The organism is Curtobacterium sp. AC272, from assembly GCF_979258155.1.
In genome coordinates this window covers 2,758,375-2,771,400 of the sequence record NZ_OZ409838.1, presented here as the reverse complement: position 1 = coordinate 2,771,400, position 13,026 = coordinate 2,758,375, and the positions used below count along the sequence as shown (strand labels likewise).

15 protein-coding genes and 4 pseudogenes are annotated in these 13,026 nt (G+C 71.7%); 6 read left to right on the top strand and 13 right to left on the bottom strand.

The window, feature by feature from the left end; all coding sequences use genetic code 11:
- Nucleotides 1-6 precede the first annotated feature (6 nt).
- The 10 genes and pseudogenes from ACZZ0J_RS14275 to ACZZ0J_RS14230 form a co-directional block, all read right to left on the bottom strand.
- Complete coding sequence (locus tag ACZZ0J_RS14275) at nucleotides 7-1,077, bottom strand: MFS transporter (protein ID WP_463437469.1); 1,071 nt, start codon at nucleotides 1,075-1,077, stop codon at nucleotides 7-9.
- Between the two features lie 7 nt (nucleotides 1,078-1,084).
- Nucleotides 1,085-1,423 (bottom strand): annotated as a pseudogene (locus ACZZ0J_RS14270) (MFS transporter); the annotation flags it as partial.
- 254 nt (nucleotides 1,424-1,677) lie between these two features.
- Nucleotides 1,678-2,259, bottom strand: coding sequence for a DNA alkylation repair protein (locus ACZZ0J_RS14265; RefSeq protein ID WP_463437468.1), 582 nt, complete (start codon nucleotides 2,257-2,259; stop codon nucleotides 1,678-1,680).
- Nucleotides 2,260-2,342: 83 nt separating this feature from the next.
- Nucleotides 2,343-2,540 carry a hypothetical protein gene (locus ACZZ0J_RS14260; RefSeq protein ID WP_463437467.1) on the bottom strand — a complete coding sequence of 66 codons (198 nt, stop codon included), beginning with the start codon at nucleotides 2,538-2,540 and terminating at the stop codon, nucleotides 2,343-2,345.
- Nucleotides 2,537-3,052, bottom strand: coding sequence for an NYN domain-containing protein (locus ACZZ0J_RS14255; protein WP_463437466.1), 516 nt, complete (start codon nucleotides 3,050-3,052; stop codon nucleotides 2,537-2,539). Before ACZZ0J_RS14255 ends, ACZZ0J_RS14260 begins: the two co-directional genes overlap by 4 nt.
- Nucleotides 3,053-3,511: 459 nt before the next feature.
- Nucleotides 3,512-3,742 carry a M23 family metallopeptidase gene (locus ACZZ0J_RS14250; protein WP_463437465.1) on the bottom strand — a complete coding sequence of 77 codons (231 nt, stop codon included), beginning with the start codon at nucleotides 3,740-3,742 and terminating at the stop codon, nucleotides 3,512-3,514.
- Nucleotides 3,703-4,704 carry a hypothetical protein gene (locus ACZZ0J_RS14245; RefSeq protein ID WP_463437464.1) on the bottom strand — a complete coding sequence of 334 codons (1,002 nt, stop codon included), beginning with the start codon at nucleotides 4,702-4,704 and terminating at the stop codon, nucleotides 3,703-3,705. The genes ACZZ0J_RS14250 and ACZZ0J_RS14245 overlap by 40 nt, the downstream gene beginning before the upstream one ends.
- A 122-nt stretch (nucleotides 4,705-4,826) precedes the next feature.
- Nucleotides 4,827-5,303: an SRPBCC family protein gene (locus tag ACZZ0J_RS14240; RefSeq protein ID WP_131844827.1), complete on the bottom strand. Its 477-nt coding sequence runs from the start codon at nucleotides 5,301-5,303 to the stop codon at nucleotides 4,827-4,829.
- A complete protein-coding gene (locus ACZZ0J_RS14235) occupies nucleotides 5,300-5,707 on the bottom strand; it encodes an ArsR/SmtB family transcription factor (protein WP_463437463.1) in 408 nt (135 codons plus the stop codon). The genes ACZZ0J_RS14240 and ACZZ0J_RS14235 overlap by 4 nt, the downstream gene beginning before the upstream one ends.
- A 78-nt stretch (nucleotides 5,708-5,785) precedes the next feature.
- The gene (locus ACZZ0J_RS14230) at nucleotides 5,786-6,541 is read right to left on the bottom strand and encodes an AraC family transcriptional regulator (RefSeq protein ID WP_463437462.1); all 756 of its coding nucleotides are present in this window, start codon (nucleotides 6,539-6,541) and stop codon (nucleotides 5,786-5,788) included.
- Between the two features lie 77 nt (nucleotides 6,542-6,618).
- On the opposite strand from ACZZ0J_RS14230, the gene ACZZ0J_RS14225 reads away from it, so the two are divergent.
- The 4 genes and pseudogenes from ACZZ0J_RS14225 to ACZZ0J_RS14210 all read left to right on the top strand — a co-directional run bounded on the left by ACZZ0J_RS14225 (nucleotide 6,619) and on the right by ACZZ0J_RS14210 (nucleotide 9,381).
- Nucleotides 6,619-7,161, top strand: a complete 543-nt coding sequence (locus tag ACZZ0J_RS14225) for a hypothetical protein (RefSeq protein ID WP_463437461.1) — start codon at nucleotides 6,619-6,621, stop codon at nucleotides 7,159-7,161.
- A gap of 97 nt (nucleotides 7,162-7,258) precedes the next feature.
- Nucleotides 7,259-7,465 carry a hypothetical protein gene (locus ACZZ0J_RS14220; RefSeq protein ID WP_463437460.1) on the top strand — a complete coding sequence of 69 codons (207 nt, stop codon included), beginning with the start codon at nucleotides 7,259-7,261 and terminating at the stop codon, nucleotides 7,463-7,465.
- Between the two features lie 28 nt (nucleotides 7,466-7,493).
- A pseudogene (locus ACZZ0J_RS14215) lies at nucleotides 7,494-7,664 on the top strand (hypothetical protein); the annotation flags it as partial.
- Between the two features lie 55 nt (nucleotides 7,665-7,719).
- Nucleotides 7,720-9,381: a gamma-glutamyltransferase family protein gene (locus ACZZ0J_RS14210; protein ID WP_463437459.1), complete on the top strand. Its 1,662-nt coding sequence runs from the start codon at nucleotides 7,720-7,722 to the stop codon at nucleotides 9,379-9,381.
- Nucleotides 9,382-9,488: 107 nt separating this feature from the next.
- Here ACZZ0J_RS14210 and ACZZ0J_RS14205 read toward each other — a convergent pair.
- Nucleotides 9,489-10,530, bottom strand: a pseudogene (locus ACZZ0J_RS14205) (NAD(P)-dependent alcohol dehydrogenase).
- Nucleotides 10,531-10,552: 22 nt separating this feature from the next.
- The gene (locus ACZZ0J_RS14200; RefSeq protein WP_463437458.1) at nucleotides 10,553-11,167 is read right to left on the bottom strand and encodes a DUF805 domain-containing protein; all 615 of its coding nucleotides are present in this window, start codon (nucleotides 11,165-11,167) and stop codon (nucleotides 10,553-10,555) included.
- 123 nt (nucleotides 11,168-11,290) lie between these two features.
- Between ACZZ0J_RS14200 and ACZZ0J_RS14195 the strand changes: the two genes are divergently transcribed.
- Together ACZZ0J_RS14195 and ACZZ0J_RS14190 are read left to right on the top strand one after the other, a co-directional pair.
- Entirely contained in the window at nucleotides 11,291-11,731 is a 441-nt protein-coding gene (locus ACZZ0J_RS14195) for an OsmC family protein (RefSeq protein WP_263091134.1), read from the top strand.
- Nucleotides 11,732-11,844: 113 nt separating this feature from the next.
- A pseudogene (locus ACZZ0J_RS14190) lies at nucleotides 11,845-12,696 on the top strand (threonine/serine exporter family protein); the annotation flags it as partial.
- Between the two features lie 5 nt (nucleotides 12,697-12,701).
- On the opposite strand, the gene ACZZ0J_RS14185 reads toward ACZZ0J_RS14190, so the two are convergent.
- Nucleotides 12,702-13,013: a hypothetical protein gene (locus ACZZ0J_RS14185; protein WP_463437457.1), complete on the bottom strand. Its 312-nt coding sequence runs from the start codon at nucleotides 13,011-13,013 to the stop codon at nucleotides 12,702-12,704.
- Nucleotides 13,014-13,026: the final 13 nt, after the last annotated feature.

Below are 13,026 nucleotides of genomic sequence, written 5' to 3'. Positions count from 1 at the left end.
CGACCTTCAGTGCTCATGCGGTCCATCCTGCCGGTTCGGGATCACCCGGAGTGCGACCGCGGCGGCGACGGCGAGCGCCACGGCCGCGCAGATCGAGGCGAGCTGCATACCGCCGGTGAAGGCGTGCCGAGCGTGTTCGAGGATCGGGTCGCCGTCCTGCAGGACCTGGGACGCCGACGCCAGGGACTCACGGATCCGGTCGCCGACACCGCCGCTGACCGCACCGCTCGTCACGTCGAGGTTCGACCGGTAGAACGCGGTCTGCAGCGAGCCGAGCACCGCGATGCCGAGCGCGACGCCCAGTTCGTACCCGGTCTCCGAGATGGCCGAGGCCGCACCAGCACGCTCCCGAGGTGCCGCGGCGACGACGGCGTCGGTGGCCAGGGTCATCGACACCCCGACGCCCAGGCCGACCACGGCGAGCGCGATCGCGATGCCCCAGTACGTCGGCAGCCCCTCGGCGAACGCGAGGCCGGCCATGCCCACGGCGGCGACCGCCAGGCCGAGGCCGATCGACCGGCCGGGTCCGACCCGCCGGGACAGCAGTCCGATGATCGCGATCACCGCGATCGAGGCCAGGGTCGCCGGCAGCTCGGCCGCTCCGGCGAGCAGCGGCGTGAACCCACGGACCAGCTGCAGGTACTGCGAGAAGAAGAACAGCAGTCCGCTCAGTGCGAAGACCGACAGCGAGTTCGCGACGACGGCGCCCGAGAACGCCGGGATCCGGAACAGCTGCAGGTCGATGAGCGGCGTCGCGAGGCGCTTCTGGCGGCGGACGAACCACCAGCCGGCGCCGATGCCGAGGAGCGCCGTCAGGGGCACCGTCCAGTCGAACCCGTGCCCGGCGACGTGCTTCACGGCGTACACGAGCGGCACGATCGCCAGCACCGAGAGGACGGCGGACAGCAGGTCGATCGGGGTGCGCGCGCCGCCCTTCGACTCGGGCAGCAGGATCGCGCCGGCGATGACGATCACGACGATGACGGGGATGTTGATGAGGAAGACCGAGCCCCACCAGGAAGTGCTCGAGCAGCGCACCGCCGACGAGCGGTCCGGCGGCGGCACCACCTGTCGCACCCGCCGACCACACGGCGATCGCGGTGGTGCGCTGCCGGGCGTCGCGGAAGATCGTGCGCACCAGCGACAGGGTCGACGGCATCAGGGTCGCTCCGGCGATGCCGAGCAGTGCCCGCGCGGCGATGAGGAGTTCGGGCGTCTGTGCGAACGCCGCGGCGGCCGAGGCCAAGCCGAACGCGACCGCGCCGATGAGCAGCAGGCGCTTCCGGCCGATCCGGTCGGCGACGTTGCCCATCGTGACGAGCAGCCCCGCGAGCGCGAACGAGTAGACGTCGCCGATCCAGAGCACCTGCGTCGCCGTCGGGTCGAGGTCCGCGGTCAACGACGGGACGGCGAGGGCCAGCACGGTGCCGTCGATCGCGAGCAGCACGACGGCCAAGGTGAGGACGCCGAGGGACGCCCATTCACGGACGGAGGCGCGGTGGAGCGGGGCGGTGCTGGTGCTCGGGGTGGTTTCGGTCACCCAGTGACTCTAACCGACCACATGGTCGGTAGAACCGACTGCACAGTTGGTTGCCAGTGTCGTTCGTGCTCAGCCCCGCAGGCGGTCGCGGTCCGCCGGCGGCAGGTGCTCGGTCGCCGTGTGGCGTGCCGCAGGCGTCAGGAACCGTCCGCTCTTCTCGAGGAACGCCACGAGGGCCGGCTCCGACGCGCTTTGCCCGTCTCGCGCAGGACCCACCCCAGCGCCGACTGCACGGTGTCGCTCCGCTCCCGCACCAGGCGCCCGGCGATCCCGAGCGGCACCTCAGCGTCGCCCTGCTTGGCGAACGCCAGGGTCGCCACGACCGCGATCCGGCGCACCATCGCCACGTCGGACTTCACGAGCGCGAACAGCGGCCCCGTCGAGCCACCCACGAGCGGCGCACCGACGAGCTCCTCGGCTGCCAGGTCGACCAGCGCCGGGTCGTCGAACCGCTCGGCCTTCGCTGCCGACAGGTACTCGTCGGTCAGCTCCGGATCGGGGCGCTCGCGCATCGCCTGCACCAGCAGCAGCACGGCGATGAGCTTCGCGCCGTCGTCCTCGCTCCAGAGCAGAGCCGAGCGCTCGCCGTCGTCGAGGCCTTCGAACCGCCGTGCGACCCGGCGCGCTGCCGCCACGTCCCCGCTGGAGCGCGCGAAGGCGACGAGCACGGCCTCTGCGTCGGCCCCGTCCCCGCCCCCGGTCGTACCGCGCGATGTCATCCCGTCAGCGTATCCGCGCTGCCCCGCCCGCACTTCGTGAGCAGAAATGGTCGGGTGCCCGAAGGCGACCCGACCATTCCTGCTCACGAAGGTCGCTCCATCCGGATCACCACCGCGACATCGTCGACGACGGTCTCGGCGACGAATGCGATCGCTTCCCGCTGGGCTCCGGCGGCAAGCTCGATTCGACTGACCTGCGAGATCGCTCCTGGCGCCTGATCGTTCTGGACGACCCACCACCTCCCCTCTCGATGCGCGTGCGATGTGAACGTCGTGGTCATGGGTCCTCGTTTCGTGGCAGCGAGCAGGTCCCGCTCGGTCTGGTTGCACCCCGTGGTGATACGCAGTACATTGGCCGTACACCCCGGATGTCTCGACTACCGGGCGCGAAGCCCCGCCTCTGGCGGGGCTTCTGTACTTCTGGCACGCCAGCGTTTCGGTCGCGTGATGACACCGTGCACGTCCGCGATCCTGTCGGGCAGCTGCGAGCCGCGCATGGCGGCCGCCCGAACGTGACGTACGTGGTCGGGCTCCAGTGCGAGGAGACTCCGCGCAGGGAAGGGCTCGGACACATGAGCCCGATCTCGACGCCACCCCTTTCGCGGACAATTCGCAGTGCATCGACGAAGTCGGAATCGTTCGACAGGACGAAGGCGGCGTCGACCAACCCGTCCATCGCATCGCAGACCAGGTGCGCAGCCAGACTCACGTCCGACCCCTTCTCCTCGATCTTCCGGACCCGCACGGTGCGCGGGGAACCGTCGTCGTCCAGTTCGAGCGGACTCTTCGCCATCCATCGCCGATCGGAACGGAACGTGCCGAAGTGCGTGGTGACCGCGGGGAGTGTCGCGAGGGCGCGCAGGTAAGCGCTCTGCCTGGACGGCGCCGCCGGATCTTCCCTTCGACGAAACGCACGCGCGCAGTGAAGTACCGCACGAGGACGACCTCGAAATCCGGGAGGAGCGTCTCGCTCAGCTTGCGGACGTCCAGCCACCGGCAATCCGGCCGGTGCTCCAGGGCGCGGCGGTAGAGATTGAAGCCGTCGATGTACACAGCAGCCCGCGGTTTGCGGCCGACCTCTTCCACACCCATCGGGACAGTCTGTCATGTGATGTTCCACTTGCTGGAGCGAGTGTTCGTCGGGTGCGGGGCGCCGCACTCGTGAGCAGAAATGGTCGGGTGCCCGAAGGCGACCCGACCATTTCTGCTCACGAAGTGGAGCGACGCCAGCGGCCCCGGCCCCGGCCCCGGATCAGCGGAAGTGCATGTTCTTCAGCGGGTCGACGAGCGTGCCGTTGCGCCGCATCTCGACGTGCACGTGCGGCCCGGTGGACTGCCCGGTGTTGCCGGACTTCCCGATCTCGGTGCCGAGCTTCACGATCTGGCCCTTCTTCACCCCGATCTTGCTGAGGTGGGCGGTGAGCACCGTGGTCATGCCGTAGGTCACGACGATGTAGTTGCCGTACGAGGCGTCGTTCGCCACGGTCTTCGTGACCGTTCCGGTGCCCGCGCCGTACACGGGGTGCCGACCGGGACCGGGGCATCGGTGCCCTGGTGGTAGCGCGGGACGTGTCCGGCGCCGCGGTCGTCGCCGTACCTGCCGGTGATCTTCGTGCCCTTCACCGGCCAGGCGAGCCCGGTCACGGGGCGGCTCGACCACACGCGGGTGTCCTTCGCCCCGTAGATCACGAGGTTGCCGTCGACCTGCAGGAGCAGGTTGCTCGAGCCCGCGGTGGTCGTCTTCGTGGTCCACAGTGCGACCTTGCGCGCCGGGTCCTTCGACCAGATCACGAAGTTGCCGTTCTTCTGCAGCTCGGCCCAGGCTCCGGGGTGGCCACCCGTCTTCGTGTGCCAGACCACTGCACCGTTCACCCGCTGCACCAGGTTGCCGTCCGCGCGCATCTCGAGCGTGCGGTTGGTGGTCGCGTCAGAGCGCAGGACGGTGCCGCTCAGCAGGGCACCACCGGAGGCGATCCGGTCTTGGAAGGTGTTCCACTTCACGACGACGGAGGTGCCGGCGAGCAGCGCCATGGTGCCGTCCGCACGCACGGCCAGCGCAGTCGAGTTCGCTCGGCCGGCCGAGGCCCAGCGCGCCACGCGCTTGCCGTTGCGCATGATGTCGAGTGCGCGGTCCCGCCCCACGACGGCGTAGACGTTCGAGGAACCTGCGGTGTTCGAGGCCCACAGCACGCGGTTCCCGATGCCGTACTCGACCAGGTTCCCGTCACCCTGCATGATGAGCCGGAACTGGCCGTTCTGCGAGGTCACCTGGTCACCGGGCAGGAGCTTCGTGCCGGCCGGGACCGACCCGACCCACACTGCGGACGCCGCGGCGGGTTCGGCGGTGGCGACGAGCGCCCCTGCCGCGAGGGCCAGCGCCATGACGGCGCCGGCGAAGCGTGGGAGTCGGCGCGCACGTGCGACGGTCGACGGAGTGGTGGTCATGGATCCCCTGACTCGGAACCGACCACGCCCCAGCGCGGTCGTTCGGCGCTCGCCCTGTACGAGTCACCGAACGATGGTCGCTTTTCTGCGCGGGGCGCACAACCCCTTGACAGGGGGTGCGGCTACGGCTGCTGCAAGAACTCCTTCGGTGTCGCCAGCAGCGCTTCGAGCTTGTGGAACGACTGCGTCCAGCCGGCGATGTTCATGTCGCGCATGAACTCGGGGAAGGGTCCCTGGGTCAGGGTGACGATCGTGCCGTCGCCGTCCTCGGCGAACTCGAGCGTCAGGGACAGCGCGGTGCCGTCCTCGACCCCGGGGATGCCGTGCGCGGTCGAGGTCCCGACGATGATCCGGTTCTCCTCGATCTGCTCGAGGGTCGAGGTGACGGGCGACGACCACTCGGCGTTGTCGTTGCTGACCATCGTGAGGTTCCAGGCGCCACCAACCCGCGCGTCGACCTCGACGGTGGCGACGGGGACGTGGAAGCCGAGGGGGCCGAACCAGAGCGCGAGCAGCGCTGGGTCGACGAACGCCCGGTACACGTCGGCGACGGGGTGGGCGAAGCGGTGGGTGGCGTGGGCGGTGAACTGTTCGGTCATGACTGCTCCTGCGGATCGACGGTGAAGGCGGGACTGGCGGAACCGGCGGGTGGGGCGGTGGACGGGCTGCCCACCGGGGCGGGCGTGCGCTGGGCGGCGAGCAGGGCCTCCAGGCGGTCGAACCGGCGGTCCCAGTCGGGACGCAACCGGCCCAGCCAGGTGCCGAGCTCGTCGACGGACTCGGGCCGGAGGCGGCACGTGCGCCACGTGCCGTGCCGCTCGCGGGTGATGACGCCGGCGCGTTCGAGCACGCCGAGGTGCCGCGAGATCGCCGGGGCGCTGACGTCGAAGGGCTCGGACAGCTCGGAGACGGTCGCTTCGCCCTTGCCGAGCCGCTCGACGATGCGCCGTCGGATCGGGTCGGCGAGCGCTGAGAGGACGACGTCGGTGTGGTCGGGTTCCATTGTCGCCTCCTCGGTGAACCAGACGGTTAATTAACCGTTGCGTTCAGTATGCGCGCGCTCCCGGAAGAGCGCAAGACCTCACCGGAACCGGGACGGCGGGGCCCCGAACGCCTTCGAGAAGGCGGCGGTGAACGCCGCGGGGGTCGCGTAGCCGAGCCGGCCCGCCACCTCCGTCACGGTGCCGCGTCGCAGGGCGGGGAGGCTCGACAACAGTCGTGCACGCACCCGCCAGCTCGCGGGACCCACCCCCGTGGCCGCACGGAAGTGGCGGTCGAGGGTGCGTTCCGAGACGGCCGCCGCGCGCGCCCAGTCGGCGTTCGTCACCTGGACGTCGGGCTCGGCCAGGTACGCCCGACACAGGTCGCGCAGGACACCCCGTGGCGGCAGCGAGACGCTCAGCGGGATCGGTGCGACGCGCTGCAGCTCGTGCAGGGCGAGCCGGACGAGGGTGCCGTCCCGGGCGTCGTCGTCGTACGGCACGTCGAGCGCGTTGGCGGCACGCAGCACCTCGCGCAGCAGGGGCCCGACCTCGACGACGGTGCACCGGGTCGGCCACCAGGGCACGGCGTCCGGCTCGATGTACAGGCTCCAGGTGCTGACGTCGAGCATCCGGACCTCGTGGGGTACCCCAGGCGGGATGAGCACGGCCCGGTCGGTCGGCACGGTCCAGGAGCCGTCATCGGTCTCGACGAGCATCACGCCGCTCGCGCCGTACAGCAGCTGCGCCCGTCGGTGCTCGTGCCGGGCGAGCAGGTGGTCCGGCGGGTAGTCGGTGCCGATCGGCAGGACGTCGAACGGCTGGTGGTCGAACTCGGAGACCGGGACGTTGCGCACACGACGAGGCTAGGTCTCGAAGGAACCTGCCGCACACCCGATCGTCCGCCGTGGCGAATCCCGCTGGGATGGAGGGCATGTCGTTCATCGTGCTCGTGGTCATCGGGGTCCTGGTCGGGGTCACCACCGTCCTGTTCGGGTTCGGCGGTGGGTTCGTCACCGTGCCGATCATCACCGTCGCCGACGCAGCCCTCGGTGGCGACGCCGTCCGGGTGGCGACGGCGACCTCGGCCCTCGTGATGCTCGTGAACGCCGCCGTGGCCACCGTCTCGGCCCGGCGCGGCGCACTCGCACCGCTCCGGGGCCGTTCGTCGCTGTTCGTCCTGCTCGGGGTCGGCGGCACGGTCGGGGTGCTCGCCGCACGAGAGGCACCGGACGCGCCCTGCGCTGGGGCTTCGTCGTCTACCTCGGGGTCACGGTCGCCGACCTGCTCCTGCGCCCGGGCTTCCTGCGCAGCTCGGCGACGGATCGCGCAGTCGCGACCCGCGGCGGTGGACGCGACCAGAGACCGACCCGCGGCGGTGGACGCGACCAGGGACCGACCCGCACCGGCGTGCCGACCGCCACGGGCCTCCCGATCGGTGCGGTCGCGGCGTTCCTCGGCGTCGGCGGCAGCGTGATGACGGTCCCGATGCTGCGCCGGTCCGGTGCCACCATGACCGCGGCGACCACGCTGGCGAACCCCTCACGCTGGCGATCACGCTGCCCGCAGCCGCGGTGACCATGCTGCTGCCGGCGGCCGTCCCGCACGCCGCGGGACTCGTCGGGGCCGTCGACGTCCGGGCAGCCGCGGCCCTGCTGGTCGGCGCGATGCCGGTCATCGTGCTGCTCCGACGTCGCCCGCCGCACCTGCCCGAGGTCGTGCACGCCTGGGGCTACGTCGCACTGCTCGTCGCAGCGGGCATCGTCGTGGCCCTGGGCTGAGCAGCGACCCCGGGGACAGGATGGGAGCATGCCGACCCCGAACCCCGCCTTCGTCCCGCCCGCCACGCAGACCTCGCGCCCGGACCTGCAGGGCACGTTCGGCATGGCGGCCGCGACGCACTGGATCGCGACCGCCACCGCGCAGTCGGTGCTCGAACGCGGCGGCAACGCCTTCGACGCAGCCGTCGCGGGCGCGTTCGTCCTGCACGTGGTCGAGCCGCACCTGAACGGCCCTGGCGGCGACCTGGACGGCGGTGTTCGCGACGGCGTCGGATCCGACCCCGGTCGTACTCGTCGGCCAGGGTCCGGCACCGGCCGGTGCGACGCCCGAGCACTACCGCTCCGAGGGCCTCGAGCTCGTCCCCGGTTCCGGCGCGCTCGCCGCGACCGTCCCGGGTGCCGTCGACGCGTGGCTGCTGCTGCTCCGCGACCACGGCACGTGGGAGCTCGCAGACGTCCTCGCGCCGGCGATCGGCTACGCCCGTGACGGCCACCCGGTCGCAGCCGGGGTGGTCCGGACGATCACCGCCGTGCAGGGCCTGTTCCGTGAACACTGGCCCACGTCCGCCACGCAGTGGCTGCCGGGAGGCACGGTGCCGGTCCCCGGGGACCTGGTGCGCAACGAGGCGCTGGCCGCAGTGCTCGACCGGCTCCTCGACGCCGGTGACGGCTCCGGCAGCCGGACCGCCCGCATCGACGCCGCACGGAGCGAGTGGGCCGAGGGCTTCGTCGCCGAGGCGATCGACCGCTTCGTGCGGGAGCCCCACCGACACGCGTCGGGGACCGACCACGCCGGGGTCGTCCGGGCGTCGGACCTGGCGGCGTTCCGGGCGTCGTACGAGCCCGCGGCGACGGCGGAGTTCCGCGGCTGCACGATCGCGAAGACCGGGCCGTGGGGCCAGGGTCCGGCGCTCCTGCAGACCCTGCGGTTGCTCGAACCGCTCGACGACGCACTGCTCGACCCGTCGACGTCGGTCGGCGCGCACACCATCGTCGAGGCGCAGAAGCTCGCCATGGCCGACCGCGAGGCGTTCTACGGCGACGGCGCCGTCCCCCTCGACGTGCTGCTGTCCGATGCGTACACCGACGAGCGGCGCGCGCTGATCGGCGAGCGGGCCTCGGCCGAGCTGCGACCGGGCACGATCGCGGGCGTCCAGCGGGCGATGCCGCCAGCCCGGACGTCGTACTCCGCCGGCGAGGGCGCTGGTCTCGGCGAGCCGACCGTGCAGGTCGCGCGGGACACCGAGCGCGCACCGGTCGCTCCCGTCGCGCCGGTCGCCCCGGTCGAGGACCGCGGCGAGCCGTTCGTGGCCCCGGACGGCGAGACCCAGGGCGACACCTGCCACATCGACGTCGTGGACCGCTGGGGCAACATCGTGAGCGCGACACCGTCCGGCGGCTGGCTGCAGTCGTCGCCGACGATCCCGGAGCTCGGGTTCTGCCTGGGTACCCGGCTGCAGATGACCTGGCTCGAACCGGGCACGGCGTCGACCCTGCGTCCCGGCGAGCGCCCCCGCACGACCCTGACGCCGACACTGGTGCTGCGTGACGGCGTCCCCGTGGCCGCGGTCGGTTCGCCCGGCGGTGACCAGCAGGACCAGTGGCAGCTGCTGTTCCTGCTGCGGTGGATCGTCGGTGGGTACACTCCGCAGCAGGCGATCGATGCCCCGGCGCTGCACACGACGTCGTTCCCGGGGTCGTTCTGGCCGCGCACGTGGGAGCCGGCGGGCCTCGTGGTCGAGGACCGGCTCGGCGACGACGTCATCGCGGAACTCGGGGCCCGTGGTCACGTCGTCACCCGCGCCGGCGACTGGTCGCTCGGACGGCTGTCCTGCGTGACGCGGGACCCGGCCACCGGGGTGCTCGGCGCCGCGGCGAACCCCCGCGGTGCCCAGGGCTACGCCGCGGGCCGCTGACCCGGGGTCGTTCTTTCCCAGGACACTCGCGCTGGAAAGCGGAATCGGGCGTACCCGGTCAGAACTTCCGACCAGGTACGCCCGATTCGACCAGGGACACCGCGAGGTCAGAGCGTCGGGACGACCACCGCGCGACCCGACAGCTCGCCGGCCTCGAGCTTCCGGTAGGCCTCGAGCGCGTCCGACAGCGCGTAGCGCTCGACGTCGGGGACGATCTGCCCGGCGCGGTACATGGCGACGACCTCGTGCAGGTCCTCGATGGTGCCCCAGTAGGTGTTCGTGATGGTCGACTCGTACGGCGTCCGGAAGAAGTTCCACTCGGTGGTGCCACCGGCGATCCCGACGACGGTGAACCGGCCGCCGACGGCCATGGACGCCTGGGCGACCTTGATGGTGGGCGTCGCTCCGACGAAGTCGAACGCGGCGTCGACCCCGCGGCCGCCGGTGACCTCGCGGATCGCGGCGGCCTGGTCCGGCCCGCCGGGCACCGTGATCGCGCCACGGGCGGCAGCGCGGTCCATGGCGTCCTGCTTCACGTCGGTCGCGATGACCGTGGCGCCGGTGAGCGCGGTGAGGATCTGCACGGCGATCTGCCCGAGGCCGCCCAGGCCGACGACCAGCGCGTACTTGCCGCCGCCTGCCAGGTTCGGCAGCGCGTTCTTGATCGCGTGGTACGGCGTGAGCGCGGCGTCGCTGAGCGGTGCGGCGGCGATCGGGTCGGCGTCACCGAGCGGCACGAGGTTGCGAGCGGGGACGCTGACGTACTCGGCCATGCCGCCGTCGCGCCCGAGACCGATGCCCATGTACGGGTTGGTCGCGGCGTTCTCGCAGTAGGTGTCCTGCCCCTTCGAGCAGTACGAGCAGTGCCCGCAGCCGACCGGCCCGTAGACCAGGTAGGCGTCGCCCTCGGTGAACCCGGTCACGCCGTCACCGACGGACTCGACCCAGCCGGAGTTCTCGTGCCCGAGGACGAACAGGGGCTGCTGCGACCCGGAGCCCCGGCGGCGAACTCGCGGTACACCGCGACGTCCGAGTGGCACGCGCCGGCACCTGCGACCTTGAGGAGCACCTCCCCGGACCCGGCGTGGGCTTGGGGACCTCCGTCAGGGACGGGAAGGTCTGGTACTGCTCGAACACGACGGCGCGCATGGTGGGTCTCCTCAGAACACCCTCACGCTACACCTGTTGTCGTGGGCAACACTTGTTGTCCGTCTCCGTCGAGCACCCGCCGCCCGGCGAACAGTCCCCGGTCGAACCGAGCGCCCCGGGCCCGGGCCCGGAAGGTGACCATGCCCATCACCACGAGCCACCCGATCGGCCCGGTGAACACGAGGAGCAAGATCCACAGCCCGGTGTGGTCCCGGTCGTGCAGTCGGCGGACGAGCAGCGACCACCGCGGCACGATCGTGACGATCGTCGGGACGAGCAGCGCCAGGTCCCATGCGTCCGGCCAGACATCCCGTGGACCGGACCCCCAGCCGAACCACGCCCCCTGCCCACGGTCGAGCAGGTGGAAGGACACCAGCGGCGAGGGGACAGCCCCGAGCGGATCGACGTACAGCTCCCACCGCCCGCCGGTCCCGTGCACGCCGACGATCCAGAGCGCGGCTCCGACGACCGCGAGCTCGAGCGCGACGACCCACCAGAACTCCGACCGGCTCGCCCGCCCGTGGAACCGCCACCCCTGCGTCCAGAAGCGCACCCAGGCGATCACCGGGTTCGTGACGTCGACCGGCCCCTGCTCGAGCACACGGTCACGGAACGTCGTGGCTGTGTTGTCCCCCATGCGCCCGATCGTAGGGCAGACCTGCGTCTTCGCCGTGAGCCGGTTGCGAGAACGCGCGTTCTCCGCTTGACTCGGCTGCGACGGTCCCGCTCGGGTCCGATCCCCCACACGAAAGGAGCGGCCATGCCCACGCGCACCGCACGCACCGCCTGGAACGGCGGCCTCAACGACGGTTCCGGCCAGGTCGAACTCTCCAGCTCGAAGGTCGGCACCTACGACGTCTCGTTCCCGAAGCGCGCCGCTGACGAGGCCGGTGGCAGCACCAGCCCCGAGGAGCTCATCGCCGCCGCACACTCGGCCTGCTACGCCATGCAGTTCTCCGCCGTCCTCGGCGAGGCCGGCGGCACGGTCGAGGCCCTCGACGTCAAGGCCGACGTCTCGCTCGGCCCCGACTCCGCCGGCGGCTTCAAGCTCACCGGCATCGCCCTGACCGTGCACGGCGAGGTCAGCGGCATCGACGAGGCGACCTTCCTGAAGGCCGCCGAGGACGCCAAGGCGACCTGCCCGGTCAGCAAGGCGCTCACCGGCGTCGACATCACGCTCGACGCGACGTTCGAGCAGTAGTCGGGTCGCGTCCGAGACGCGACCGACCACCTGACGGGAGGCCCGGTGCCAGCTGGCACCGGGCCTCCCGTCCGCTCTGGTCGCGTCCAGATCGCGACTGGCACCATGGTCGGATGGCCGAGCAGCACTTCCCCGGCGAACCGAAACCGGGGCGCCCACACCGGCCGCCCCGCCCCCGACGCCGCAGCCTGGCGCAGCACGACCTGCGCGACGCACGTGCCCGACTGCGCGGCACGATCTACGAGCACGTCGAACCCGACGCCAAGGGGCGCGACCAGTACACCGCCGCCCAGATCGTCGACTTCTGCCTCGACCTGGCCGAGGTGATGCTCGCCTCCGGTGCCGACACCCGCAGCGTCGAGACCGCCGTCGTCGCGGTGTCGACGAAGTGGAACCTGGCCCCGCTCGACCTCGACTTCTCCGGCAGCTCGGTGACGATCCAGTACGCGCCGGCCGACATCCCGCCGCTCGTGAAGGTCCGGACAGTGAGTTCCGACGGCTCCGACCTCGACCGGCTCGCGCGCGCGAACCAGATCGTGGACGACCTGATCCACGACCAACGGGACATGACCTCGGGCGTCAGCGCCCTCGTGGCGGTGCTGCGGATGCCGCCGCGCTGGCCCACGTGGCTCGCCGACGTCGGGCTCTCGATCCTGGGCACCTCGATCGCGATGCAGGCCGGTGGTGGGTGGCGAGCGGGCATCGGCGCCTTCGTGCTGATGTTCGGGATCATCCTGTCCGGGCGCTGGCTGACGGGTCGTGGCTACCCGCAGTTCTTCGTGTCCGGGGCTCAGGGAGCGGTCGCGTCGGTGATCGGCACCCTGGCCATCGGTGCGGGCGTCCTGCACCCGGCGGGCGCCGCCACGATGGTCGCTGCCCTGGTGGTGCTGCTCCTGCCGCACGTCTCGCTCGTGACCTGGGCCCAGGACGCGATCTCCGGCTTCCGTGCGATGGCGGTCGCTCGGGCGTTCTACATCGGCCTGGTCATCGCCGCGATCGTCGTGGGGGTGCCCGCGGGGATCGCGATGACGAAGTGGCTGCACCTCGAGGTCGACCCGTCGGGCATCGTCACCCAGGCGCTGCCGTTGTGGGCGTCACTCTCGCTCACGGTGGTGTCGGCCGGGGCGAACTGCTTCGTGCAGCAGGCCAGCGCACGGGTGATCCCCGTCGCCGTGGTGTTCTCGGTGGCCGCGGGTGCCTCGCTGTGGGGACTGCGGCAGCTCGGCCTGCCGCTGCTCGGCGCGACGTTCCTGGCCGCGGTGCTGCTCGGCGTGCTGTCCACCTACGCAGCCGCG